At 72.9% G+C, this 23,673-nt stretch carries 20 protein-coding genes and 1 tRNA gene; 11 read left to right on the top strand and 10 right to left on the bottom strand.

Annotated elements, in window-relative coordinates; translation table 11 throughout:
• Positions 1–6: 6 nt before the first annotated feature.
• Genes ACIQD7_RS26640 through hutU form a run of 3 tightly spaced genes read right to left on the bottom strand, consistent with a single transcriptional unit; the run spans position 7 to position 4,324 of the window.
• Positions 7–1,347 (bottom strand): formimidoylglutamate deiminase, encoded by a 1,341-nt coding sequence (locus tag ACIQD7_RS26640; RefSeq protein ID WP_402444832.1) that lies wholly within the window; start codon positions 1,345–1,347, stop codon positions 7–9.
• The gene (locus ACIQD7_RS26635) at positions 1,338–2,570 is read right to left on the bottom strand and encodes an allantoate amidohydrolase (protein ID WP_402444909.1); all 1,233 of its coding nucleotides are present in this window, start codon (positions 2,568–2,570) and stop codon (positions 1,338–1,340) included. The genes ACIQD7_RS26640 and ACIQD7_RS26635 overlap by 10 nt, the downstream gene beginning before the upstream one ends.
• A gap of 17 nt (positions 2,571–2,587) precedes the next feature.
• Entirely contained in the window at positions 2,588–4,324 is a 1,737-nt protein-coding gene (hutU, locus tag ACIQD7_RS26630; RefSeq protein WP_402444830.1) for a urocanate hydratase, read from the bottom strand.
• Positions 4,325–4,450: 126 nt separating this feature from the next.
• Here hutU and ACIQD7_RS26625 point away from each other — a divergent pair, with 126 nt between their 5' ends.
• From ACIQD7_RS26625 to ACIQD7_RS26600, 6 genes are all read left to right on the top strand, one after another.
• Positions 4,451–5,803: a diaminopimelate decarboxylase gene (locus ACIQD7_RS26625; RefSeq protein WP_402444829.1), complete on the top strand. Its 1,353-nt coding sequence runs from the start codon at positions 4,451–4,453 to the stop codon at positions 5,801–5,803.
• A 115-nt stretch (positions 5,804–5,918) separates the two neighbouring features.
• On the top strand, positions 5,919–6,398 hold the full coding sequence (locus ACIQD7_RS26620) for an SRPBCC family protein (protein ID WP_402444827.1): 480 nt from the start codon (positions 5,919–5,921) through the stop codon (positions 6,396–6,398).
• A gap of 161 nt (positions 6,399–6,559) precedes the next feature.
• A complete protein-coding gene (locus ACIQD7_RS26615) occupies positions 6,560–6,967 on the top strand; it encodes a hypothetical protein (RefSeq protein WP_121829815.1) in 408 nt (135 codons plus the stop codon).
• Positions 6,964–7,740 carry a transcriptional regulator gene (locus ACIQD7_RS26610; RefSeq protein ID WP_121829814.1) on the top strand — a complete coding sequence of 259 codons (777 nt, stop codon included), beginning with the start codon at positions 6,964–6,966 and terminating at the stop codon, positions 7,738–7,740. Before ACIQD7_RS26615 ends, ACIQD7_RS26610 begins: the two co-directional genes overlap by 4 nt.
• Positions 7,741–7,781: 41 nt before the next feature.
• On the top strand, positions 7,782–8,282 hold the full coding sequence (locus tag ACIQD7_RS26605; protein WP_161371897.1) for a roadblock/LC7 domain-containing protein: 501 nt from the start codon (positions 7,782–7,784) through the stop codon (positions 8,280–8,282).
• A gap of 98 nt (positions 8,283–8,380) precedes the next feature.
• On the top strand, positions 8,381–8,752 hold the full coding sequence (locus tag ACIQD7_RS26600) for a hypothetical protein (RefSeq protein ID WP_121829812.1): 372 nt from the start codon (positions 8,381–8,383) through the stop codon (positions 8,750–8,752).
• Positions 8,753–8,773: 21 nt separating this feature from the next.
• On the opposite strand, the gene ACIQD7_RS26595 is transcribed toward ACIQD7_RS26600, so the two are convergent.
• Complete coding sequence (locus ACIQD7_RS26595; protein ID WP_402444824.1) at positions 8,774–9,619, bottom strand: MurR/RpiR family transcriptional regulator; 846 nt, start codon at positions 9,617–9,619, stop codon at positions 8,774–8,776.
• 405 nt (positions 9,620–10,024) lie between these two features.
• The gene (locus ACIQD7_RS26590) at positions 10,025–11,413 is read right to left on the bottom strand and encodes a cystathionine beta-synthase (RefSeq protein ID WP_402444823.1); all 1,389 of its coding nucleotides are present in this window, start codon (positions 11,411–11,413) and stop codon (positions 10,025–10,027) included.
• Positions 11,414–11,516: 103 nt separating this feature from the next.
• Between ACIQD7_RS26590 and ACIQD7_RS26585 the strand changes: the two genes are divergently transcribed.
• The 3 genes from ACIQD7_RS26585 (at position 11,517) to ACIQD7_RS26575 (ending at position 15,153) form a co-directional block, all read left to right on the top strand.
• Positions 11,517–12,566, top strand: a complete 1,050-nt coding sequence (locus ACIQD7_RS26585) for an SGNH/GDSL hydrolase family protein (protein WP_402444821.1) — start codon at positions 11,517–11,519, stop codon at positions 12,564–12,566.
• A 291-nt stretch (positions 12,567–12,857) separates the two neighbouring features.
• On the top strand, positions 12,858–14,078 hold the full coding sequence (locus ACIQD7_RS26580; RefSeq protein WP_121833336.1) for an acetyl-CoA C-acetyltransferase: 1,221 nt from the start codon (positions 12,858–12,860) through the stop codon (positions 14,076–14,078).
• A gap of 253 nt (positions 14,079–14,331) precedes the next feature.
• Positions 14,332–15,153 (top strand): hypothetical protein, encoded by an 822-nt coding sequence (locus tag ACIQD7_RS26575; RefSeq protein ID WP_402444907.1) that lies wholly within the window; start codon positions 14,332–14,334, stop codon positions 15,151–15,153.
• Between the two features lie 14 nt (positions 15,154–15,167).
• Here the strand turns inward: ACIQD7_RS26575 and ACIQD7_RS26570 are convergent, their stop codons facing one another.
• From ACIQD7_RS26570 to ACIQD7_RS26555, 4 genes are all read right to left on the bottom strand, one after another.
• A complete protein-coding gene (locus ACIQD7_RS26570; RefSeq protein WP_161371898.1) occupies positions 15,168–15,497 on the bottom strand; it encodes a hypothetical protein in 330 nt (109 codons plus the stop codon).
• A 113-nt stretch (positions 15,498–15,610) separates the two neighbouring features.
• A complete protein-coding gene (locus tag ACIQD7_RS26565; RefSeq protein WP_121833333.1) occupies positions 15,611–16,513 on the bottom strand; it encodes a Bax inhibitor-1/YccA family protein in 903 nt (300 codons plus the stop codon).
• 160 nt (positions 16,514–16,673) lie between these two features.
• On the bottom strand, positions 16,674–17,990 hold the full coding sequence (locus ACIQD7_RS26560; RefSeq protein ID WP_402444819.1) for a DUF2079 domain-containing protein: 1,317 nt from the start codon (positions 17,988–17,990) through the stop codon (positions 16,674–16,676).
• 429 nt (positions 17,991–18,419) lie between these two features.
• Positions 18,420–18,504: transfer RNA gene (locus tag ACIQD7_RS26555), tRNA-Leu, on the bottom strand.
• 388 nt (positions 18,505–18,892) lie between these two features.
• Here ACIQD7_RS26555 and ACIQD7_RS26550 point away from each other — a divergent pair.
• Positions 18,893–19,663, top strand: coding sequence for an ABC transporter ATP-binding protein (locus ACIQD7_RS26550; protein ID WP_402444817.1), 771 nt, complete (start codon positions 18,893–18,895; stop codon positions 19,661–19,663).
• Positions 19,664–19,765: 102 nt separating this feature from the next.
• Positions 19,766–22,297 carry an ABC transporter permease gene (locus tag ACIQD7_RS26545; protein WP_402444815.1) on the top strand — a complete coding sequence of 844 codons (2,532 nt, stop codon included), beginning with the start codon at positions 19,766–19,768 and terminating at the stop codon, positions 22,295–22,297.
• A 65-nt stretch (positions 22,298–22,362) separates the two neighbouring features.
• Here ACIQD7_RS26545 and ACIQD7_RS26540 read toward each other — a convergent pair whose 3' ends face one another.
• On the bottom strand, positions 22,363–23,664 hold the full coding sequence (locus ACIQD7_RS26540; RefSeq protein WP_402444813.1) for a class I SAM-dependent methyltransferase: 1,302 nt from the start codon (positions 23,662–23,664) through the stop codon (positions 22,363–22,365).
• Positions 23,665–23,673: the final 9 nt, after the last annotated feature.

Here is a 23,673-nt window from a genome sequence, read left to right as displayed (position 1 = left end):
TCTCCTTCAGCCGCGCAGGGCGGCGATCGAGTCGGCGAGGGCCCGGGGCACGTCCGGCACGGACCGGTGGGCCCCGTCCCGTACGACGTGGCGGCCGCCCACGACCGTGTGCCGCACGTCCGCTGCCGACGCTGCGAATACCGCCGTCTCGGCTGCCAGACGCGGTGCCGGTCCCGCTGTCCTGACGGAGTCCAGGGCGATCGTCGTGAAGTCGGCGAGGGCGCCCGGCGTCAGCTCGCCCGCCTCCCGCAGGCCGAGGGCCGCGTGGCCGTCCGCCGTCGCCGCGCGGAGCAGCGCGGCCGCCGTCCAGTGGCCCCGGATGTGGGTGCGCAGGCGTTCGTTCAGCTCCATGGCCCGCGCCTCTTCGAGGATGTCGACGACCGCGTGGCTGTCGCTGCCCAGGGAGAGGGGGGAGCCGGCGCGCTGGAGGTCCACCGCCGGGCCGATGCCGTCCGCGAGGTCGCGTTCGGTCGTCGGGCACATGCAGGTGCCGGTGGAGGACGAGCCGAGGAGGGCGATGTCGCCGGGGGTGAGGTGGGTGTTGTGGACGCCCGTCGTCCGGGGGCCGAGCACGCCGTGTTCCGCCAGGAGCTGCGTGGGGGTGAGGCCGTGGGCCGCCAGGCAGGCGTCGTTCTCGGCGGTCTGCTCCGAGAGGTGGACGTGGAGGGGGGCCTCCCGGCGCCGGGCCCAGTCGGCGACCGTGGCCAGCTGGTCCGCCGGGACCGCCCGTACGGAGTGGATCGCCGCCCCGATCCGTACGCCGTCCCGCTCCTTGAGGGCCGAGACCCGCTCGGCCCAGGCGTCGGCCGTGCCGTCGGTGAAGCGGAGCTGGTGGTGCTCGGGCGGGGCGCCGAAGCCGGAGGAGAGGTAGGCGGTGTCGAGGAGGGTGATGCGGATGCCCGCCTCGGCGGCGGCCGCGATCAGGGCCTCGCCCATGGCGTTGGGGTCGGCGTACGGGGTGCCGCCGGGGGCGTGGTGGAGGTAGTGGAACTCGCCGACGGAGGTGATGCCGGCGAGCGCCATCTCCGCGTACACCGCGCGGGCGAGGGCGAAGTAGCTGTCGGGGGTGAGGCGCTGGGCGATCTTGTACATGGTGTCGCGCCAGGTCCAGAAGGTGCCGGAGCCGACCTGGACCGTGCCGCGCAGGGCGCGGTGGAAGGCGTGCGAGTGGGCGTTGGCCAGGCCCGGGACCGTCAGGCCGCGCAGGATCTCCGCGCCCGGGGGCGGGGCGTCGACGCCCGTGCGGACCGTCGCGATCCGGCCGTCTGCCACCTCCAGGGCGACGCCCGGCTCGACCACGGGGTCGATCCAGGCGTGCTCCAGCCAGTACGTGGTCGTCAGCGGCACGCCAGCTCCTCCAGTACGTCGGCGAGTGCGCGGACCCCGGCCAGGCAGTCGTCCTCGGCCGCGAACTCGGCCGGGGAGTGCGAGACGCCCGTGGGGTTCCGTACGAACAGCATGGCGGTCGGGATCGATTCGGACAAAATGCCCGCGTCGTGGCCCGCGCCGGTGCCGAGGACCGGGACCTTGCCCGAGGGCCCCGTGATACCCGTGGTGCCGGTGGCGGCGGCGTCGCCCAGGATCCGGGACAGCTCGTCGCGCAGGGCGTGCGAGAAGTCCACGACCGGGGTGAAGGACTCGCGGACGACCGTGAGGTCGATGCCGTGGCGGTCGGCATAGTCGCGGGCCGCCGTCTCGACGCCCGCGACGACCGCGTCCAGGGCGCCCTGGTCGGCGGCGCGCGCGTCGAGCCAGCCGCGCACGAGGGAGGGGATGGCGTTGACGCCGTTGGGCTCGACCGCGATCTTTCCGAAGGTGGCGACGGCGCCCGCGAGTTCGGCCTCGCGGCGGGCGGCGAGGACGGTCTCGGCGTAGGTGAGCATCGGGTCGCGGCGGTCCACGAGCCGGGTGGTGCCCGCGTGGTTGGCCTCGCCCGCGAAGTCGTACCGCCAGCGGCCGTGCGGCCAGATGGAGGAGGCGATGCCGATCGGGTCGCCGGACAGGTCCAGGGCCCGGCCCTGCTCGACGTGCAGTTCGACGAAGGCGCCGATGCGGGCGAGCCGCTCCGGGTCGGGGCCGATGGCGTCGGGGTCGTACCCGGCGGCCTCCATGGCCTGCGGGAGGCTGATCCCGTCGCCGTCGCGCAGCTCGTACGCCTGCTCCTTCGTCAGGCGTCCGGCGGTGAGCCGGGAGCCGACGCAGGCGAGGCCGAAGCGGGCGCCCTCCTCGTCGCCGAAGTTGACGATGGCGAGGGGGCGCTTGAACGAGACGCCCCGGGCGCGCAGTTCGTCGAGGGCGGCGAAGGAGGAGACGACGCCGAGGGGGCCGTCGAAGGCGCCGCCGTCGGGGACGGAGTCCAGGTGGGAGCCGGTGACGACGGCGTCGCCCGCCGTGGGGTCGCCGAGCCAGGCCCACTGGTTGCCGTTGCGGTCGGTCTCGACGTCCAGGCGGCGGGCCTCGGCCTGCATCCGGAACCAGAGGCGGCAGTCGGCGTCGGCGTCCGTCCAGGCGTAGCGGCGGTAGCCACCGGAGGCGGCGCTGCGGCCGAGGGGCCGCAGCGACCGCCACATGGCGTGGAAGGTCTCGCTCACGCGGAGCCTTCCCCGGAAACGGACGCGGAGGCGGAGGCGGACGCGGAGGCGCCGGAGCCGGAGGCCCCGGAAGCGTCGTCGCCCTCGCGCATCGGGACGCGGACGCCCTTCTCGTCCGCGATCCGCTCCGCGATGTCGTAGCCCGCGTCGACGTGCCGGATGACGCCCATGCCCGGGTCGTTCGTCAGGACGCGGCGGATCTTCTCGCCCGCGAGGGCGGTGCCGTCGGCGACCGAGACCTGGCCCGCGTGGATGGAGCGGCCCATGCCGACGCCGCCGCCGTGGTGGAGGGAGACCCAGGAGGCGCCGGAGGCGACGTTCACCATGGCGTTGAGCAGCGGCCAGTCCGCGATGGCGTCGGAGCCGTCGAGCATGGCCTCGGTCTCGCGGTACGGGGAGGCGACCGAGCCGCAGTCCAGGTGGTCGCGGCCGATGGCGAGGGGCGCGGCGAGGGTGCCGTCGGCGACCATGTCGTTGAACATGGCGCCGGCCTTGTCGCGCTCGCCCTGGCCGAGCCAGCAGATGCGGGCGGGCAGGCCCTGGAAGTGGACGCGCTCGCCGGCCATCTTGATCCAGCGGTGCAGCGACTCGTTCTCGGGGAAGAGGTCGAGGATCGCCTTGTCGGTCTTGTGGATGTCCGAGGCCTCGCCGGAGAGCGCGGCCCAGCGGAACGGCCCCTTGCCCTCGCAGAACAGCGGACGGATGTACGCCGGGACGAAGCCCGGGAAGGCGAAGGCGCGGTCGTAGCCCGCGAGCTGGGCCTCGCCCCGGATCGAGTTGCCGTAGTCGAAGACCTCGGCGCCCGCGTCCATGAAGCCGACCATGGCCTCGACGTGCCGGGCCATCGACTCGCGGGCCCGGGTGGTGAACCCGGCCGGGTCCTTCGCCGCCGCGTCGGCCATGTCCTCGAAGGCGACGCCGACGGGGAGGTAGGAGAGCGGGTCGTGGGCGGAGGTCTGGTCCGTGACGATGTCGATCGGGGCGCCCTCGGCCAGCATCCGGGGCAGCAGCTCGGCGGCGTTGCCGAGGAGGCCGATGGAGAGCGGGCGGCGCGCGTCGCGCGCCTCGGTCGCCAGGGCGAGGGCGTGCTCCAGGGAGTCGGCCTTGACGTCCAGGTAGCGGTGCTCGATGCGGCGCTCGATGGCGCGCGGGTCGACGTCGATACAGATCGCGACGCCGTCGTTCATCGTCACGGCGAGCGGCTGGGCGCCGCCCATGCCGCCGAGACCGGCGGTCAGGGTGATGGTCCCGGCGAGGGTCCCGTTGAACTTCTTGGCGGCGACGGCGGCGAAGGTCTCGTACGTGCCCTGGAGGATGCCCTGGGTGCCGATGTAGATCCAGGAGCCGGCCGTCATCTGGCCGTACATGGTGAGGCCGAGCTGCTCCAGGCGCCGGAACTCCTCCCAGTTCGCCCAGTCGCCGACCAGGTTGGAGTTGGCGATGAGGACGCGGGGGGCCCACTCGTGGGTCTGCATGACGCCGACCGGGCGGCCGGACTGGACGAGCATCGTCTCGTCCTGCTTGAGGGTGCGCAGGGTGCGGACCATCGCGTCGAAGGAGCGCCAGTCGCGGGCGGCCTTGCCGGTGCCGCCGTAGACGACGAGCTTGTCGGGGTGCTCGGCGACCTCGGGGTCCAGGTTGTTCTGGAGCATCCGGAGGGCGGCCTCCTGCTGCCATCCCAGGGCGCTCAGTTCCGTACCGCGCGGGGCCCGTACGGGGCGGGGTCCTGACATGGCGGTGCCTCCTCGAATGTCGTTCAGATATTCACATCCTGGCGGCATGAATAGTTGTAGTCAACAGGGCCCGGGGCGCGGGCCCGCCCCCTCCCGCTCCCGCACTCGATGGCCGACCATGGCCCCATGGCCCCCTCCCGTCGCGATCTCGCCGTCCGCGCCTCCGTCGACCAAGGTCTCCTCTCCGCCGCCGAACCGGTCGTCGCCCTCCTCGACACCGCCGGCATCCGCGCCTCCGCCGCCGCCCTGACCAGCGCCTTCGCCGCCGTCACCGACGCGCCCGTGCTGCACGCCTTCGCCGTGAAGGCCGCCCCGCTCGTCCCCGTCCTGCGCCTGCTCCACGAGGCCGGGATCGGGGCCGAGGTGGCGAGCCCCGGCGAGCTGGCCCTCGCCCGCGCCGCCGGGATCCCGCCCGCCGACACCGTGCTCGACTCCCCCGCCAAGACCCCGGCCGAGCTGCGCCGAGCCCTCGCGCTCGGGGTCGCGGTCAACGCCGACAACCTCCAGGAGCTGGACCGGCTCGACGCCCTCGTCGCCGCGGGCCCCACCGCCTCGCCCCTCGGCCTCCGGGTGAACCCGCAGGTCGGAGCCGGTTCCATCGACGCGCTCTCCACCGCGACGGCCACCTCGAAGTTCGGCGTGGCGCTCCGCGACGAGGGCGCCCGCAAGACCGTCGTCCAGGCCTTCCTGGACCGCCCGTGGCTGACCCGGCTGCACACCCACACCGGCTCCCAGGGCGTGCCGCTCGCCCTGATGGCGGAGGGGGTCGGGGAGGCGTACGCACTGGCCGAGGAGATCAACCGGGCCGCCGGCCGGCGGCAGGTCGACACCCTCGACATCGGCGGCGGCCTGCCGGTGAACTTCGCCTCCGACGAGGAGACGCCGACCTACGCGGAGTACGCGCGGCTGCTCGCCGCCACCGTCCCCGGCCTCTTCGACGGCCGCTACCGCCTCGTCACCGAGTTCGGGCGCTCACTTCTGGCCAAACACGGCACGGTCCTCGCCCGGGTGGAGTACACCAAGACGTCCGGGGGCCGCCCGATCGCCGTCACCCACGCGGGCGTGCAGCTCGCCACCCGTACGGTCTACGCGCCCGCCTCCTGGCCGCTGCGGATCCTCGCGTACGACTCCGAGGGTCGTCCCCACACCGGGGAAGGCGCGGTCCAGGACGTGGCAGGCCCCGCCTGCTTCGCCGGGGACCTGCTCGCCACGGGCCGCGAGCTGCCGCTGCTGCGGCCGGGGGACGTGGTGGCGGTGCCGGACACCGGCGCGTACTACTTCGCCCACCACTACGCGTACAACAGCCTGCTCAGGCCGGGGATCCACGGCTTCGCCGCGGCGGACGACGGGACGGTGACGTTCACGGCCGTCCGCAGGCCCCAGACGCTCGACGAGGTCGTCGCCGAGGCGGGCGGGGACCTGGCGGACGCGCTGGTGCGCCCGCCCGCCGCACAGGAGGCCGCGCGGAAGGCCGAGTAGAAGGCCGAGCAGAAGACCGCACGGGAGGACGCGCAGGAGGTCGAACGGAGGGTCGAACACAAAGAGGGCCGGCCGTCCGGTAGCGCCGCCCCCGCGCCCCGGCTTCCATGAAGGCATGACTGGAACGGATACGGGCACCACCTCCGTCGTCGTCGAGCGCCGGGTCGCCGCCTCCGCCGGGCGGGTCTGGGAGGCGATCACCGACCTGCCGGACCTGCCCCGCGTCCTGACCGGCGTCCAGAAGGTGGAGGTGCTCACCCCGGGCGGCTTCGACGTGGGCACGCGCTGGCGCGAGACCCGGCGGATGCTGGGCCGGGAGGCCACGGAGGAGATGACCGTCACCGCCTGCGAGCCGCCCGAGCGGTACGTCACGGCCGCCGACTCCCACGGGATGCACTACGTCTCCGAGCTCACCCTCGCGCCCGGCGGGGACGGGTCCACCGTCCTGCGGATGACCTTCTCCGCCCGGCCCGCGCACGGCCGCGCCCCCGGCCTCCTCGGCCGGCTGTTCGCCCGCTTCGGGGCGAAGGCCGTCGCCAAGGCGCTCGCGAAGGACCTGTCGGACATCGCGCACGCGGTGGAGTCCCGGGTCTGACGGCCCCACCACATCCCTCCGCCCCGGGCAAGGGATCAATTTCCGTCAGACCCGGGCATGTTCCGATGGAAAATGCCAGAACACCTCCCCCGGACCGGAACGTTCAGTAGCGTCACCGTTACTGCCGCACGTTCGCACGCCGCATCGGGAGGGGAATCCGCGTGCCCGGAATCGACGAGTGCCTGACGGAGGCCATGACCCTGCCGGGTGCCCGGGGCGCCTCCCTGGTCGACTGGACCAGCGGGCTGGCGCTGGGAACGGCGGGCGACTCCCCCGTCGGGGACCACGAGACCACGGCCGCCGAGACCGCCGAACTGGCCCGCTCGGCGGCCGAGTTCGACACCTTCCTGGCCACCGACGAGGACGCCGGAGGGGCCGGGGACGACGAGGGGCCGCCCGTCGAGGACCTGATCGTCACCACCCGGGCCGGCTACCACGTCCTCCGCTTCGTCGAGACCTCCTTCGACAGCAGCGTCTTCCTCCACCTCTGGCTCGACCGCGACACCGGCAACCTCGCCCTCGCCCGCATACGGCTCCGCGACATAGCCGAGAAGCTGGTCCTCGGATGAGCGCCGTCGCCACCCCCGTCTCCCCGATGCTGGTCCGGCTCGCCGCCGAGAAGGCGACCGGCGCCCTGCTGCGCGACCACGGCACGCTCTACCTCGTGGACGGCCGGGTCGTGCACGCCGAGAGCCCCGCCGCCCCCGGCGTCGACGTCCTCCTCACCACCGGCGGCCGGCTGCCCCGGGAGAACTGGGACGAGGCCGTCGACCGGGCCGGCGCCCACCGCGCGGTCGGCCGCTTCCTCGTCGACAGCGGCCGGCTCCAGGACGGGGAGCTGGAGATCTGCCACCTCGGCGCCGTCTTCGACGCCGCCTTCTTCGCCCTCTCCCCCACCAGCGGCCCGACCCGCTTCCGGTACGGGGTGGGGCACTGGTTCGGCACGGTGCGGCCGGTCTCGGCCGAGGCCGTCGAGCGCGAGACCGTGCGCCGCCGCGAACTCCTCGACGCCGTCTGGCCGTACCCCGCCGTGGACACCGCCCCGGTCGTCCCCCGCCCCGCCGCCCCCGGCCAGACCATGGGCTCGCGGCAGCGCGCCCTGCTCGCGGCGGCCGACGGCGAGCGGACCCCGGCGGAGCTGGCCCGGCTGCTCGGCCGCCCCGCCTTCCACACGCTCCTCGACGTGCGGCGGCTGGCCGCCGCCGGACTCGTCGAGACCCCGCTCACGCCCGGACCCGACCCCGTGCCACCGGCACCGGCGCTCTTACCCGTCCTGCCGGTGCCCGATCCCGACATCGCCCTGCTGCGCCGGCTCCGTGACGCCCTGGAGGCACACCTGTGATGAGGCGTGCCCTGCGCATACGCGCCGAGAGGAGACAGCTCATGACGGCAGAAGCCGAGGTCCTCGGCGAGCTGAGACGGCTGCGGGCGCGGCTGCCCCAGCTCACCGGAGCCCTGGCGGCCAGCGCCGACGGACTCGTCCTGGCCCACGACACCGTGGACGGCGAGGCGGAGAGCGTGGCCGCGCTGACCGCGGCGGCGCTCGGCGTCGGCCAGCGGCTGACCGACTCCACCGGCCAGGGTCGCTTCCGCGAGCTGCTCGTACGCGGCGAGAGCGGCTACGTGGCGACGTACGCGGCGGGCGGCTCGGCCGTCCTGACGCTGCTCGCGGAGCCCCGGATCAACGTGGGGCGGCTCCATCTGGAGGCCCGCAGGTCCAGCGCCCGGATAGGCGAGCTGGTCGACGGGGCCCTGGAGCGCAGGGAGCCGAACCGCCTGGGGCAGCTCCCGCCCCCGTACCCCGGGAAGCCCCCGCATCCCGGGAGTCCGCCGCTGCCCGGGCGGCCCCCGGTCCGCGAGGCCCGCCACCCGCGGAGCCCGTAGGCCCGGAAGGCCCCGGCGCCCCACGGACAGAGAAGCCACCACCCGAAAAGCCCGTCACCCCACTAGCACGTCCCCCCAGAAGGAAGAAGTACGACACCATGGCGAACACCGAGACCTCCCTCAAGGAAGCGGTTTCCATCGAAGGCGCGATCGGCGCCGCCCTCGTCGACTACACCAGCGGCATGGCGCTCGGCACGATCGGCGGCGGCAAGGAGCTCGACCTCAACGTCGCCGCGGCCGGCAACACCGACGTCGTCCGGGCCAAGGTCCGGGCGATGGAGATGCTGGGGCTCAACGACGAGATCGAGGACATCCTCATCACCCTCGGCACCCACTACCACCTGATCCGGCTGCTCAAGGGCCGCAACACCAACGGCCTCTTCCTCTACCTGGCCCTGCACAAGGACCGGGCGAACCTGGCGATGGCCCGCCACCAGCTGAAGAAGATCGAGGCCGAGCTGGAGGTCTGACGGCCGGCGGGCCCCGGCCGGCTACTCGACGAACAGGCCCCGCGCCGCCGCCTTCGCGTCGAACTCCTCCAGGCGCGCCTGCGCGTCGGGGAGTTCGTCGGCCATGGCCTCCAGGAGGACCCGGCCGAGCATCATGGGGGCGCAGGCGGTGTCGAAGGCGAGCCCCGTGCCGACGGCGGCCGGGATCAGCAGGTCGCTGTGGGCGGCGACGGGCGCGAACGCCGAGTCGGCGACGGTCACGACCGCGAGCCCGGCCGCCCGCGCGTACTCCAGGGCCTCGACGACCTCGCGCGGGTGCCGGGGCAGCGCGAAGCAGAGCAGGGCCGTGGCCCCGGCCCGTACGGCCGCGTCGACGCGGTCCGTGAGCATCGAGCCGCCCTCGTCGAGCAGCCGGACGTCCGGGTGCACCTTGGCGGCGAAGTAGGCGAAGCCGCGCGCCTGCGAGGAGGCCGCCCGCAGCCCGAGCACGGGCAGCGGGCGGGAGCGGGCGAGCAGCCGGCCGGCCCGCTCGACGGGCCCGGAGTCGGCGAGCAGCCCGGCGAGGTGCCGGAGGTTCTCGATCTCGGCGAGCACGGCCTGCTGGTACTCGTTGTGCTCCTCGCCCCCGCCGGACCCGGCTCCGGCCTCGGGGGGCGCGACCTCCCGCAGGTGGCGGCGGAGCGCCGGGTACCCGTCGAAGCCGAGGGCCACGGCGAAGCGGGTCACGGAGGGCTGGCTGACCCCGGCGAGCTCGGCCAGCTCCACGCTGGACAGGAACGGCACGTCCCCGGCCCGCCGCACCATGCAGTGCGCGATCCGCCGCTGGGTCGGCGTCAGCCGGTGCCCCTCGAAGAGGGCCTGGAGCCGGCCGGCCGGGCTGTCGCTCACGTCGCCCTCCCCTTTCACCTATTCACTCGCACGTCGGTCTGCATAAGGATATGCACGATCCGGTGCGGGCGGTCCTGGGAAGAGGATGACCGAAGGGCCCCCCGCCACCGCGGGGGGCCCTTCGGTGAAGCTTGGCGGGGACCGCCGCACCCCCGTTGCCGGGGGGCGGGACGACGGCGGTCCCCGCGAGGGACACGGGCCCGGGTCAGGGCCGGTCCGCGTCCGTGGCGTCTCTGGAGGCCCGGGAGCCGCTCCGGAAGTCCGTGACGCCGACGAGGAACAATCTGCCGGACGCGTGTTAAGCGGGTGCTGCGCGGACGTGACGCGCTCGTACCAGTTGCGCGAACTCGTCCGCGCGGACCGCTCCCGGGTCCGCCTCGCGGCGCCGTACGACCGCTTCCGGGGCTACTTCGCGTCGCCGCCCGCCAGGAAGGCGAGCAGGTCCTGGCGGCTGACGACGCCGGTCGGCTTGCCCTCGACCAGGACGATCGCCGCGTCGGCGGCCTCGCCCAGGACGGACATCAGGTCGGCCACGGGCTCGCCGGAGCCGACCTGCGGCAGCGGCGCGCTCATGTGGCGCTCCAGCGGGTCCTCCAGGGAGGCCCGCTTGGTGAAGAGGGCGTCGAGCAGCTCGCGCTCGACGACCGAGCCGACGACCTCGGCGGCCATGACGTCGGGGTGGCCGGCGCCGGGCTTCACGATGGGCATCTGGGAGACGCCGTACTCGCGCAGCACCTCGATGGCCTGGCCGACGGTCTCGTCCGGGTGCATGTGGACGAGGGAGGGCAGGCCGCCCTCCTTGTGGCGCAGGACGTCCGCGACGGTGGCGGAGGAGGTGTGCTCCAGGAAGCCGTAGTCGGCCATCCACTCGTCGCTGAAGATCTTGGACATGTAGCCGCGGCCGGAGTCCGGCAGCAGCACGACCACGACGTCGTCGGGGCCGAGGCCGCGGGCGACCTCCAGGGCCGCGACGACGGCCATGCCGCAGGAGCCGCCGACGAGGAGGCCCTCCTCCTTGGCGAGGCGGCGGGTCATCTGGAAGGAGTCCTTGTCGGACACGGCCACGATCCCGTCGGCGACCTTCCGGTCGTACGCGCTGGGCCAGAAGTCCTCGCCGACGCCCTCGACCAGGTACGGACGGCCCGAGCCGCCCGAGTAGACGGAGCCCTCGGGGTCGGCGCCGATGACCTTGACGGCGCCGCCGCTGGCCTCCTTGAGGTAGTTGCCGGTGCCGGAGATGGTGCCGCCGGTGCCGACGCCCGCGACGAAGTGGGTGATCTTCCCGTCCGTCTGCTCCCACAGCTCGGGACCGGTGGTCTCGTAGTGCGAGCGCGGGTTGTTCGGGTTGGAGTACTGGTCCGGCTTCCAGGCGTTCGGCGTCTCGCGGACGAGCCGGTCGGAGACGTTGTAGTACGAGTCCGGGTGCTCGGGGTCGACGGCCGTGGGGCAGACCACGACCTCGGCGCCGTACGCGCGCAGCACGTTGATCTTGTCCAGGGACACCTTGTCCGGGCAGACGAAGACGCACTTGTAGCCCTTCTGCTGGGCCACGATCGCCAGGCCGACGCCGGTGTTGCCCGACGTGGGCTCGACGATGGTGCCGCCGGGCTTCAGCTCGCCGCTGCGCTCGGCCGCCTCGATCATCCGCAGGGCGATCCGGTCCTTGACCGAGCCGCCGGGGTTGAAGTACTCGACCTTGGCCAGGACGGTCGCCTGGATGCCCGCTGTGACGTGGTTGAGCTTCACCAGCGGGGTGTTGCCGACGAGGCTGATCATCGAGTCGTGGAATTGCACCGTAATCTCCGGGGTCTCCGTAATGGTGTGGCCAGCGTATGCGTAGTCGGAGCGGGTTACGGGGCAGTTACACCGTGAACGGCTTGAAGGAGGTGACGGCCCCATGTCGAGGGCGAGGGTGGCGCGGCGGATCGCGGCGGGTGCGGCGTACGGCGGCGGGAGCATCGGACTCCTCGGGGTCGCGGCGGTGGGGGTCCTGCTCGCCGAGGCGCACATCGCGAAGCGGACCGTGGGCGGCGGGGCGGCTCCGATGCCGCCCGCGGCGGACGGGCTCTACGGCCGGGCGTTCGGGACGGAGGCCCCGCTGCGACTGGCCCTTCTGGGTGATTCCACGGCGGCGGGCCAGGGGGTGCGCCGCACCGGCCAGACCCCGGGGGCGCTGCTCGCCTCGGGGCTCGCGGCGGTGGCGGAGCGGCCGGTGCTGCTGCGGAACGCGGCCCTGTCGGGGGCGCGCTCGGACGATCTGGAGCGGCAGGTGTCACTGCTGCTGGCGCAGCCCCTGGGGCCGCCGGACGTGTGCGTGATCATGATCGGGGCGAACGACGTGACGCACCGGATGCCGCCGACGGAGTCGGTGCGGCTCCTGGCGGCGGCGGTGCGGCGGCTGCGGACGGCGGGCTCGGAGGTGGTCGTCGGCACCTGCCCGGATCTGGGCACGATCGAGCCGGTCTACCAGCCGCTGCGCTGGCTGGCCCGGCGGGCGTCGCGGCAGCTGGCGGCGGCGCAGACGATCGTGGTGGTGGAGCAGGGCGGGCGGACGGTGTCGCTCGGCGACCTGCTCGGTCCGGAGTTCGCGGCGAACCCGCGCGAGATGTTCGGGGTGGACAGCTTCCACCCGTCGGCCGAGGGGTACGCGACGGCGGCGATGGCCGTCCTGCCGACGCTCTGCGCGGTGCTCGGCGTGTGGCCCGAGGCGGACCGGCTGGAGCCGGCGCGCCGGGAGAACATGCTGCCGGTGGCGAAGGCGGCGGCCGAGGCGGCACGGGAGGCGGGCACCGAGGTCACCGGCGCCCGGGCGCCGTGGGCCCTGCTCAAGCACCGCCGCCGGCGCCGCCTCCCGGTCGCGGTCCCCCCGGAGGAGACGGACGGCTCCGCCGGGACCGGAGGGACACCGACGGACACCGTCGCTCCTACGGAGACTCCGGCGGGGTGAGGGACGGCCGGGGCCGGGCTCCGGTCGGCGGGCGCCCCTGGCGGGGGCTTCCGCCGGAAGCCGGGTCCCGGGCGGCACCCCCGGTGGAGTCCCCGCCGGGGGCCCGGATTCCGGCCGACGCCCCCCGGCGGAATGCCTGGCCGCAGCCGGGCCCCGACCGCCACCACCCCCGCCGACTGAGCGCCCGCTTAGAAAAGAGGTCCGCATCACACGCCCGTCCCGGTGACCTGTGCGGTACGTACGGGTAACTTCCTTTTCAGTCCGCCCACTCCGCACCCTCATGGAGCCGTGATGCCCGAAGCCGTGATCGTCTCGACCGCCCGTTCCCCGATCGGCCGGGCCTTCAAGGGCTCCCTGAAGGACCTGCGTCCGGACGACCTGACCGCGACCATCGTCCAGGCCGCCCTGGCCAAGGTGCCCGAGCTGGACCCGCGCGACATCGACGACCTGATGCTGGGCTGCGGTCTGCCCGGCGGCGAGCAGGGCAACAACCTGGGCCGGATCGTGGCCGTGCAGATGGGCATGGACCACCTGCCGGGCTGCACGATCACCCGTTACTGCTCCTCCTCGCTCCAGACGTCCCGGATGGCGCTGCACGCGATCAAGGCGGGCGAGGGCGACGTCTTCGTCTCGGCCGGCGTCGAGATGGTGTCCAGCTTCACCAAGGGCAACTCGGACTCGCTGCCCGACACGCACAACCCGCTCTTCGCCGAGGCCGAGGCCCGCACCGCCGAGGTCGCCGCCTCCGAGGGCTCCACCTGGCACGACCCGCGCGAGGACGGCCTCGTCCCCGACGCGTACATCGCGATGGGCCAGACCGCCGAGAACCTGGCCCGCCTCAAGGGCATCAGCCGCCGGGAGATGGACGAGTTCGGCGTACGGTCGCAGAACCTCGCCGAGCAGGCCATCAAGAACGGCTTCTGGGAGCGCGAGATCACCCCGGTGACGCTGCCGGACGGCACGGTCGTCTCGGCGGACGACGGCCCGCGCGCGGGCGTCACCCTGGAGGGCGTGCAGGGCCTCAAGCCGGTCTTCCGCCCCGACGGCCTGGTCACCGCCGGCAACTGCTGCCCGCTCAACGACGGCGCCGCCGCCCTGGTGATCATGTCCGACACCAAGGCCCGCGAGCTGGGCCTGACCCCGCTGGCCCGGATCGTCTCCACCGGCGTCTCCGGCCTCTCCCCCGAGATCATGGGCCTCGGCCCGGTCGAGGCGTCGAAGCAGGCCCTGAAGCGCGCCGGCCTCACCATCGGCGACATCGACCTGGCCGAGATCAACGAGGCCTTCGCCGCCCAGGTCATCCCGTCCTACCAGGAGCTGGGCCTCGACTTGGACAAGGTGAACGTCAACGGCGGCGCCATCGCCGTCGGCCACCCCTTCGGCATGACCGGCGCCCGCATCACCGGCACCCTGATCAACAGCCTCCAGTTCCACGACAAGCAGTTCGGCCTGGAGACCATGTGCGTCGGCGGCGGCCAGGGCATGGCGATGGTCATCGAGCGACTGAGCTGAGCTGAGCCCGCTCCCCTCGCAAGCGGCGGCCAACCACGTCGCGTCCCAGCCGTGACCGAATCTCCCCCAGGATGTGACCTACGTCCCGGGGGAGTTCGTTTTCCCAGGTCAGAGCGGTTTCGGGACTAAACGCCTGGTAGAAATACCTGTCCAATTCGTGACGTAATGCACTGACAGCGGCCCCCACCTCACGACAAGCTGAGGTAGGAAGTCGGGGGATCGACTCGGAATCGGGAGTACGTCAGTGAGCGCCATGCCTCTTGCCCTGCTGCTGACCACGGCCGCCGCCACGGCCGTGGGCGCTGCCGCCCTGCACGCCGTCCACGGTCTCCGCAAGCAGGTCACCGCCCTGCGGCGCGAGCTGGCCGCCGGGCACGGCGTCACGGTTCCCGCGGCCCGCGCCACGCCCGCCGCCGAGATACGGGCCGCGGTCGCGGAGGCCCTGGCCGAGGAGCGCGAGCGGGAGCTCGCCGAGGCGCGGGCCTTCTGGGCCGCGCAGGAGGCCCGGGACGCGGCCGACGCCCCGTCCCTGCTGGGCGGCCTCGGCGGCCCGGCCGAGGACGGCTCCTTCTTCGTGCCGCGCCAGGCGGACTTCGTGGGCCTGGAGGCGATGGCCCTGGAGGCCATGGAGGCCGAGGCGGCGGCGCTGGACGGCGCGGCGGCGGAGCCGCTGGACGAGTTCCCCGAGGACTCCCCCGAGCTGGCCGCGGCCCGGCGCCGGCACCCCTCGCACCCGGACTTCGTGCCGGTGCAGACCCCGGTCGTCACCGACCACGAGCGGACGGTGGCACGCCTGGAGGAGCTGGCCGACACGCGCACGGCCCTGACCGACGTCCGCCCGGGCCCGCTCGGCACCCTGGACGTGTACGTCTTCGCGGACGGCACCACGCTCTGTATGACCCCGGGGCACCGCGAGACCGCGGAGCGCCTCGCGGAGGCCCTGCGCGCGGGCCGCACCCCGGTCCTGCTCGGCGGCTCGGGCGTCTCGGGCGCCTTCGCCCTGACCTTCTCGTACGGCGACACGGACGAGGAGAACGTCTACATCCTCGCGGACCGCGTGATCGCCTCCCTGTAGGGCGGCGGAAGGCCCTACAGGCCCGAGCGCTCCGCCGCCTCCCGTACGAGCCCCACGGCCTCGTCCAGCTCCCCCGCGCGGGGGCCGGCCGGGGCCGTTCGCAGTGCCTCGGCCAGGTCGCTGCCGGCCACCACGAGCTGGTCGGCGACCGCGAAGACCCCGGCGTCCGGCATGGTCCTCGGCTCCCGGTCCGGGTCCTCGGCGCGCTGTGCGCGCACCGCGAGCTCCCGGGCGAGGGCGAGCCCCTCGGCCGCCGCGCCCCGCTGGAGGCGGCTCTGCGGGGCGGCCCGCAGCCGGTCGGCGAACCGCTCCACGGCGGCGGTCAGGTCACTCGTATCAAGCATCCCGCGACCCTACGCGCCGCCCGGGGCCTCCCGCCAACGGGCCGGGGAACGCGGAAGGGCCCGCCCGGCACGCAGCCGGACGGGCCCTTCCCCCCGAGTCAGGGGGTCGTGCGTCAGTCGTCGCCCTGGAGGATCGACAGCAGACGCAGCATCTCCAGGTAGATCCACACCAGGGTCATGGTGAGACCGAAGGCGGCCAGCCAGGCCTCCTCGCGCGGCGCGCCGTAGTTCACACCGTCCTCGACCTGCTTGAAGTCGAGGGCGAGGAAGCAGGCGCCGAGGATGATGCCGATGACGCCGAACAGGATGCCGAGGCCACCGCTGCGGAAGCCGAGGCCGTCACCGCCGGCGAAGACGGCGAACAGCAGGTTGGTCACCATGAGGAGCATGAAGCCCATCGCGGCGGCCATCACGAAGCCGTAGAAGCGCCGGTTGACCCGGATCCAGCCCATCTTGTAGGCGATGAGCACGCCGGCGAAGACCGCCATGGTGCCCAGGACCGCCTGGATGACGACGCCGTCGGCGATGTACGTCGAGACGGCGGCCGAGATCACTCCGAGGAAGACGCCCTCGAAGGCGGCGTATCCCAGGATCAGCGCGGGCGACGGCTTGCGCTTGAAGGACTGCACGAGCGACAGGACGAGGGCGACCAGGGCGGCGCCGATGGCGATGCCGTAGGACTTGCCCAGGTTCGCCGGGTCGACCGGCAGCAGCAGCCAGGACAGGACGGCGGTGAGCACGACCGTGCCGAGCGTCATGGCCGTGCGGCTCACGACGTCGTCGATCGTCATCACGTTGCCGCGGGCCTGCTGCGGGGCGCCGAGCTGCGTGTCCTGCGGGGCGTACGGGTTGGTCGCGTACGGGTTCGTCGCGCCCTCGGCGTACGGGTTGCCCGTGGCGTACGGGTTGGTTCCGACGGCGGGGCCCCCGGCCTGCGGCTGCTGCGCGTTGAAGCCCGCGTAGCCGTTGTCGCGGCTGAACCCCCGTCGCGAGAAGACCGGGTTGCTGCTCCTCATCTCACTCCTCCATGGCAGACCGCACGGCGCGGCCTTGCGTCAAGGGTAATGCGTAGGCAAAAGAAACTCCCTAGTGCTCGGGGAGGATCTTTCCCTCATCTTCCCGCTCTTCCTCTCCCGGGGCGCGGGGTGTACGCACCCCGTGCCGGAGGACCGGTCCTCAGGGCCGTCCGCCGGGGCCGTCGACCCGCTCCAGCAGGGAGATCCCGCTGCGGCGCTCGACGAGCCGGTAGCCGGGGACGTCCGGGGCGCCGGATTCCAGGGACTTCCCGGTGGCGCATTCCGGATCGGACGGATCGGCGTTGTCGTAGACCATCCAGCGGGGCGGTTCCTTCGGCGCGAAGGAACGCGGGAAGAGACACACTTCGCTGACGGTGGTCCGGTACGCGAGCTGGGCCGCGAGGCGATTGGACGCGGCCACCGTGGCGCCGTCGGGGATCTTCCCGAGGATTTCACCGGTCACGCGCACGTGCTCGGACGCGACCCATGTCCGCGACAGTACGAGTTCGTGGAACGGGGAGGTGAAGAAGGTGACGCCGGTGGCGACCGCCCCGATCACGGCGGCGTGCAGGAGCCTGCGGGTGATCATCCGTCCCGAGGCGACGGCGTGGACCGCCGCGGCGAAGGCGACCGGCATCAGGATCGCGCTGTAGTGGAAGTCCATTCCCCAGTAGTTGGGGAAATCCGAGGTGAAGCGCCAGCCGAGGGTGGGGAGCATGACGATCAGGAGCGGGGAGCGGACCGCCAGGAATCCGGTGGGGGCGACGAGCATGAGCAGCGTGAGCCATTTGACCGGCGGCCAGAAGGTCGCCGCGGCCTTCACCAGGAGGCCCTTCTCCTCGGGTTCCGCGGGCGGCCAGTAGGCGAACTCGCCGAGCGGATTGACGGAGGGGAGGACGACGAACATGGCGAGGGCCGTCGCCACGATCCCGAAGAGCGCCAGCAGGATCCCCGTGCGCCGGGGCCCCTTCCAGGCGACGTACGCGCCGACCGCCGCCACCGTGAGCCCGAGGTCCTCCTTGACCAGGACCAGGGGGATCGCCCAGAGGACGGCCGGGCGCCACCTCTCGCGGCCGGCCGCGCACACGGAGAACGCGAGCAGCGGCACCGCGAAGGCCACTTCGTGGAAGTCGAACTGGACGAGTTCCGCGATCCCCCAGGAAGCGCCGTAGGAGATTCCGATCCAGTAGGCGAATTTCCGGCCCCTGACCTCCTGGGCCCACCGCGTGATCGGAATGACGGACACCGCGACCAGGGCCGCCTGGCAGACCAGGAGCGTATAGCTCGACGGGAACGCCTTGTACACGGGACCGAGCAGCGCGAGGATCGGGTGGAAATGGTCCCCGAGCGCGTTGTATCCGGTTCCCTTGAGAGGGGCGTACGGGGCCGTGAACTCCGAGTAGGACTTCGCTATCTGGGTGAAGATTCCCAGGTCGTATCCGGTCGTGAGATGTATCGCGTGCCGCCGTGCGGACAACGCCAGATAGACCAGGAAGAAAATTCCGGAAAGGAGAAGGGCGGGCTTCCTCGAATGGTGCTCCGCCGGTTTCGGCACATTCCCCGCGGGTGCCGCGCCACCCCCTTCCGGTGCGCGCCGCTGGGAGGGCACTACCGAAAGGTTCAGGATATTCATGTCGGCATGAGAACCTAACAGGAGGCGGAGGGGACCTCAGGGTAACAGGGGCGATCGACGGCCCCCGGGGGCGCTGCGGGCGTCCGGACGGGCGGGCGCGCGAGCAGGAGGAACGGCCCCGTCGAGGGGGAGGAACGGAACGGTGGGCGGGGGGAACGGAACGGTCCGCTCCGTACGCGCGGAGCGTCCGGGACACGTCCCCCGCCTCCCGGGAGGCCCGGAGGGGACCGGCGGAGAACGGGCGGCCCCGCCGGTCGGCGGCACGGTCGTCGATGGTGCCCGGAACCGGACTCGAACCGGTACGGCCCGAAGGCCAGCGAGGTTTAAGCTCGCCGTGTCTGCATTCCACCATCCGGGCGTCGCGAAGCTCCGCGTTGGCACATGAGCCTATCGGGGCGCTTCCCTCGTTCAGCGGAACATCGCCCCTGATGTTGTCTTATTTTATTGAGGCCTGAGGGTGCGTCAGTGCAGGTGGGGGCCTTTTCCCCTAAGTGTGACGGGGGTCGCAGGCGCAAACCCGCACCCCGGGGAATGACGAAAAGTCGTCGCATTTGTGTCACCTCGGCCCGGGGCCCCCGGCCCGGCGGCTCTCGGGGGCCCGGTCATACCTCAGGAGGAGACCCCGGCACTCCGGTCCGACTCCAGACTGCCCCGGGAACGGGCACGTGGACGGACGTCCCGGGCCGGAACGCTCGACACGATGGAGGGGTTCCCGAAACAGCCCCGCAGTGACAGGAGTCCTCCTCGTGACCACCTCCCCCACCGTGTCCCGCGCCACCGCGGTGGCCGCCCGCGCCACGGACCTCTCGAAGGTGTACGGCCACGGCGAGACCCAGGTGGTCGCGCTCGACCACGTCACCGTGGACTTCCGGCAGGGCGAGTTCACCGCCATCATGGGCCCCTCCGGCTCCGGCAAGTCGACGCTCATGCACTGCGTCGCCGGCCTGGACTCCTTCTCCTCCGGCTCGGTGCGGATCGGCGAGACCGAGCTGTCCACCCTCAAGGACAAGCACCTCACCCAGCTGCGCCGCGACAAGATCGGCTTCATCTTCCAGGCGTTCAACCTGCTGCCGACCCTGACGGCCATGGAGAACATCACGCTGCCGATGGACATCGCGGGCCGCAAGCCCGACAAGCAGTGGGTCCAGCAGGTCATCGACATGCTCGGCCTCTCCGGCCGGCTCGGCCACCGTCCCACCGAGCTCTCCGGCGGCCAGCAGCAGCGCGTGGCCGTGGCCCGCGCGCTCGCCTCGCGCCCCGAGATCATCTTCGGCGACGAGCCGACCGGAAACCTGGACTCCCGCTCGGGCGCCGAGGTCCTCGGCTTCCTGCGCAACTCGGTGCGGGAGCTGGGCCAGACCGTCGTCATGGTCACCCACGACCCCGTCGCCGCCTCCTACGCGGACCGCGTGATCTTCCTCGCCGACGGCCGGATCGTCGACGAGATGCTGAACCCGACGGCGGACGGCGTGCTCGACCGCATGAAGGCCTTCGACGCCAAGGGCCGTACGAGCTGACGCACGGGAGCCGGAACCGGACTCGAACCGGTACGGCCCCGCAGCGCGGCCCCCGCGCCCCCCGACCTCCGTCCGCCCCACCCCTTCCGTTCAGGACACCCCATGTTCCGTACCGCCCTGCGCAACGTGCTCGCGCACAAGGCGAGACTGCTGATGACCGTCCTCGCCGTGATGCTCGGCGTGGCCTTCGTCTCCGGCACCCTCGTCTTCACCGACACCCTCTCCCAGGCCTTCCGCAACCAGTCGGCGAAGAGCTACGACGACGTCGCCGTCGCCGTCGAGATGTACCCGGACCCCGAGGACGCCCGGCAGGCGCCCGGCCTCTCCCAGAAGGACGTCGACGAGGTCGCCGGGGTCGCCGGGGTCGCCTCCGTCGCCCCGCGCGTCGGCGGCTTCGCCGGCGTGCCCGACAAGGACGGCAAGCTGATCGGCGTCGGCTGGTCCAACAAGGGCACCAACTTCGCCCCCGGCAAGGACGGCAAGGACCGCGCGTACGCCTTCACCGCGGGCGACGGGCCGACCCGCGACGGCGAGATCGCCCTCGACCGGGCCTCCGCCGACAAGGGCGGCTACAAGGTCGGCGACACCGTCCGCGTGGCCACCAACGGCCCGGTGAAGGAGTACGTCCTCTCCGGCGTCTTCACCACCGAGGACGGCGCCGTCAACGCCGGCGGCAGCCTGGTCCTCTTCGACACCTCCGTGGCCCAGAAGCTCTACCTGAAGCCCGGGTACTTCCAGGACATGACCGTCACGGCCGCCCCCGGCGCGCAGGCGGACAAGCTGCTCGACGAGGTCCTGAAGGTGGTTCCGAAGGCGGCCACCGCCCAGACCGGGCAGGCCCTCGCCGACAAGCAGGCCGAGGACATCGAGGCCGGGCTCGGCGCGCTCAACCAGGTGCTCCTGGGCTTCGCGGGCATCGCGCTCTTCGTCGGCGTCTTCCTGATCGCCAACACCTTCACGATGCTGGTCGCCCAGCGCACCAAGGAACTGGCCCTGATGCGCGCGGTCGGCGCCTCGCGCAAGCAGATCACCCGCTCCGTCCTCGCCGAGGCCGGTCTGGTCGGCCTGGTCGCCTCGACCGTCGGCCTCGTCCTGGGCGTCGGCCTCGCGGTCGCGCTCCGGTCGGCCATGAACGCCTTCGACCTGAAGATCCCGGCCGGCGGCCTGGTCATCGGCGCCGCGCCCGTCGTCTCCGCGTTCGCCGTCGGCGTCCTGATCACCATGCTCGCCGCCTGGCTGCCCGGCCGACGCGCCGCGAAGATCCCGCCGGTCGCCGCCATGAACAGCGTGCACGCCTCCGCGAGCACCAAGTCGCTCGTCCTGCGGAACTCCGTCGGTGCCGCGTTCACCGCGCTCGGCGTCGTCCTGATCGTGCTCGGCGCGGGCCAGGGCGGGGACGAGGGCCGGATGCTCATCGCGGGCGGCGCGTTCCTCACCCTCATCGGCGTGATCGTGCTGATCCCGATGCTGTCGCGGCCCGTGATCGCCCTGATCCGCCCGCTGTTCGTCGGCCTCTTCGGGATCTCCGGCAAGCTCGCCGGCCTGAACGCGGTCCGCAACCCGCGCCGCACCGGCGCCACCGCCTCCGCGCTCGCCATCGGCCTGACCCTGGTCACCGGCCTGTCGGTGCTCGGCGCGACCGTCGGCGCGGCCATCGACAAGATGACCGTCGACCAGATCAAGGCCGACTACATGGTGGTCATGGCCAGCGGCGACAGCCTGGGCGAGGAGGCCATCACCGCCCTCGCGAAGGCCCCCGGCGTCACGGCCGTCTCTCCGCAGCAGGCCGGCGCCCTGGAGCTGAAGGGCTCGTTCGTCTCGGCCTCCGGCGTCACCCCCGGCGACATCGAGAAGGTCCTCAACCTCCACGTCGTGAACGGCTCGCTCGCCTCGCTGGGCAAGGGCCAGATCGCGGTCGCCGACAAGACCGCCGAGAAGCGCGGCCTGAAGGTCGGCGACACGGTCCCGGTCGAGTACCTGGACAAGGCCAAGGACAAGCTGACCGTCGGCGCGATCTACGAGGAGAGCGAGTTCGTCTCCCCCGTCATGATCGACCGCAAGCTGATCAACGCCCACGAGCAGCAGCCCTACACGCGGGAGGTCTACGTCGCGATGGACGGCGGCGCCTCCGCGGCCAACGCCAAGGCGCTGTCGAAGGCCATGGGCGACAACCCCGGCATCACGGTGATGAACCACAAGGACATCCGCGACGCCTTCGGCGGCCCGATCAACATGCTCCTGAACATCGTGTACGGCCTGCTCGGCATGGCCCTGATCATCGCCGTCCTCGGCGTGGTCAACACCCTCGCGATGTCCGTCTTCGAGCGCCAGCAGGAGATCGGGATGCTCCGCGCGATCGGTCTCGACCGGCGCCGGGTGAAGCGGATGGTCCGTCTGGAGGCCGTGGTCATCTCGGTGTTCGGCGCGGTCGTGGGCATCGGCCTCGGCGCCTTCCTCGGCTGGGCGCTCGGCGAGACGTTCAAGAGCAGCCTGCCGGGCTACGCCCTGGTGCTGCCCTGGGAGCGGATCGGGATCTTCCTGCTCCTGGCCGCCCTGGTCGGCGTCCTCGCCTCGCTGTGGCCGGCCCGCAGCGCGGCCCGTCTGAACATGCTCGCCGCCATCAAGGCCGAGTAGCCGCCCGCACCACCGGCGAAGGGCCGGCCTCCCGCCCGGGAGGCCGGCCCTTTCCCGTACGTCCGTCAGTCCGTCCCCCCGGTCCACGCGCGCGGTCGCAGCGGCATCCCGCTCGTCCCCGGCGCGGGGGTCTTCACGGCGAGGAACTGGTTCACGCCGATCCGGTTGCGCTCGAAGGATACGGCGGAGGCGGCCATGTAGAGCCGCCAGACCCGGGCCCGGCCCGGGGAGACGAGCCGGACGGCCCGGTCCCAGTCCGCCTCCAGGTTGGCCACCCAGCGGCGCAGGGTGAGGGCGTAGTGCTCGCGGAGCGCCTCCACGTCCCGGACCTCGAAGCCGGCGTCCTCCAGGGTCGTCAGGGTGCGGCCCATCGGGGCGAGTTCGCCGTCGGGGAAGACGTACGCGTCGATGAAGGGGTCGATCGCGTAGGCGGCCTCGTCGGGCTCGGGGCGCCGGGAGATCTGGTGGTTGAGGAGCCGCCCGCCGGGCCTGAGGAGCCCGTACAGGACGTCGGCGTACTCCCGGTACTTCACGGCGCCGACGTGCTCGGCCATGCCGATCGAGGAGATCGCGTCGTACGGGCCGTCGACGACGTCCCGGTAGTCCTGGACGCGGATCTCGATCCGGTCCGTCAGGCCCTCCTCGGCGACGCGCTTGCGGGCGTGGGCGGCCTGTTCGCGGGAGAGGGTGACGCCGACGACCCGGGCGCCGTACTCCCGGGCGGCGTGCAGGGCCATGGAGCCCCAGCCGCAGCCCACGTCGAGGAGCCGGTCGCCCTCCTTCAGGTCCAGCTTGCGGGCGACCAGGTCGAGTTTGTCGCGCTGGGCCTCCTCCAGGGTGCCGCCGGGCGTCCAGTAGGCGCACGAGTAGACCATCGAGGGGCCGAGGACCAGCGCGTAGAAGTCGTTGCCCACGTCGTAGTGGTGGCCGATCGCCTGCCGGTCGCGGCGCCGGGTGTGCCGGCCGCCGCTGCGGCCCCGGACCTCCTCGGCCGGCGGGCGCGGCGGGGGGACGGGCCCGGCGAGCCGCAGCAGCTCGCGGGCGGCGGCGCGCAGCCGGGGGTCGCGGGCGGCGGCGAGCGGGCCCGGGGAGCCGCCGTCGCGCTCCCAGAGGAGTCCGGAGACCCGGTCCAGGACCTCGTACAGGTCCCCCTCGACGTCGAGTTCCCCGGCCACCCAGGCGCGGACCAGGCCGAGTTCGCCGGGCTTCCAGATCATCCGCCGCAGGGCGCGGCGGTCGCGGAGGACCAGGACGGGGGCGTCCGCGGGACCGGCCTCGCCGCCGTCCCAGGTGCGCAGCCGGACCGGGAGCGGTCCTCCGAGGAGCTCTTCCGCGAGATTCGCCAGCCGCGAAGCGGCGTCGGCCATGGTGCCCAC

Origin of the sequence: Streptomyces sp. NPDC093071, from assembly GCF_044754545.1 — a bacterium.
In the GTDB taxonomy this organism is placed as follows: Bacteria; Actinomycetota; Actinomycetes; order Streptomycetales; family Streptomycetaceae; genus Streptomyces.
The sequence above is the reverse complement of the archived record's forward strand: the minus strand, read 5'-3'. Positions and strand labels throughout refer to the sequence as shown.

Coding starts and splice junctions, on each gene's coding strand:
- ACIQD7_RS26620 (WP_402444827.1), top strand. CDS start 5,919: ATGACTGGAACGGATACGGGCACCACCTCCGTCGTCGTCGAGCGCCGG.
- ACIQD7_RS26600 (WP_121829812.1), top strand. CDS start 8,381: ATGGCGAACACCGAGACCTCCCTCAAGGAAGCGGTTTCCATCGAAGGC.
- hutU (WP_402444830.1), bottom strand. CDS start 4,324: ATGTCAGGACCCCGCCCCGTACGGGCCCCGCGCGGTACGGAACTGAGC.
- ACIQD7_RS26635 (WP_402444909.1), bottom strand. CDS start 2,570: ATGTGGCGGTCGCTGCGGCCCCTCGGCCGCAGCGCCGCCTCCGGTGGC.
- ACIQD7_RS26605 (WP_161371897.1), top strand. CDS start 7,782: ATGACGGCAGAAGCCGAGGTCCTCGGCGAGCTGAGACGGCTGCGGGCG.
- ACIQD7_RS26625 (WP_402444829.1), top strand. CDS start 4,451: ATGGCCCCCTCCCGTCGCGATCTCGCCGTCCGCGCCTCCGTCGACCAA.
- ACIQD7_RS26610 (WP_121829814.1), top strand. CDS start 6,964: ATGAGCGCCGTCGCCACCCCCGTCTCCCCGATGCTGGTCCGGCTCGCC.
- ACIQD7_RS26545 (WP_402444815.1), top strand. CDS start 19,766: ATGTTCCGTACCGCCCTGCGCAACGTGCTCGCGCACAAGGCGAGACTG.
- ACIQD7_RS26570 (WP_161371898.1), bottom strand. CDS start 15,497: ATGCTTGATACGAGTGACCTGACCGCCGCCGTGGAGCGGTTCGCCGAC.
- ACIQD7_RS26580 (WP_121833336.1), top strand. CDS start 12,858: ATGCCCGAAGCCGTGATCGTCTCGACCGCCCGTTCCCCGATCGGCCGG.
- ACIQD7_RS26565 (WP_121833333.1), bottom strand. CDS start 16,513: ATGAGGAGCAGCAACCCGGTCTTCTCGCGACGGGGGTTCAGCCGCGAC.
- ACIQD7_RS26540 (WP_402444813.1), bottom strand. CDS start 23,664: ATGGCCGACGCCGCTTCGCGGCTGGCGAATCTCGCGGAAGAGCTCCTC.
- ACIQD7_RS26585 (WP_402444821.1), top strand. CDS start 11,517: ATGTCGAGGGCGAGGGTGGCGCGGCGGATCGCGGCGGGTGCGGCGTAC.
- ACIQD7_RS26575 (WP_402444907.1), top strand. CDS start 14,332: ATGCCTCTTGCCCTGCTGCTGACCACGGCCGCCGCCACGGCCGTGGGC.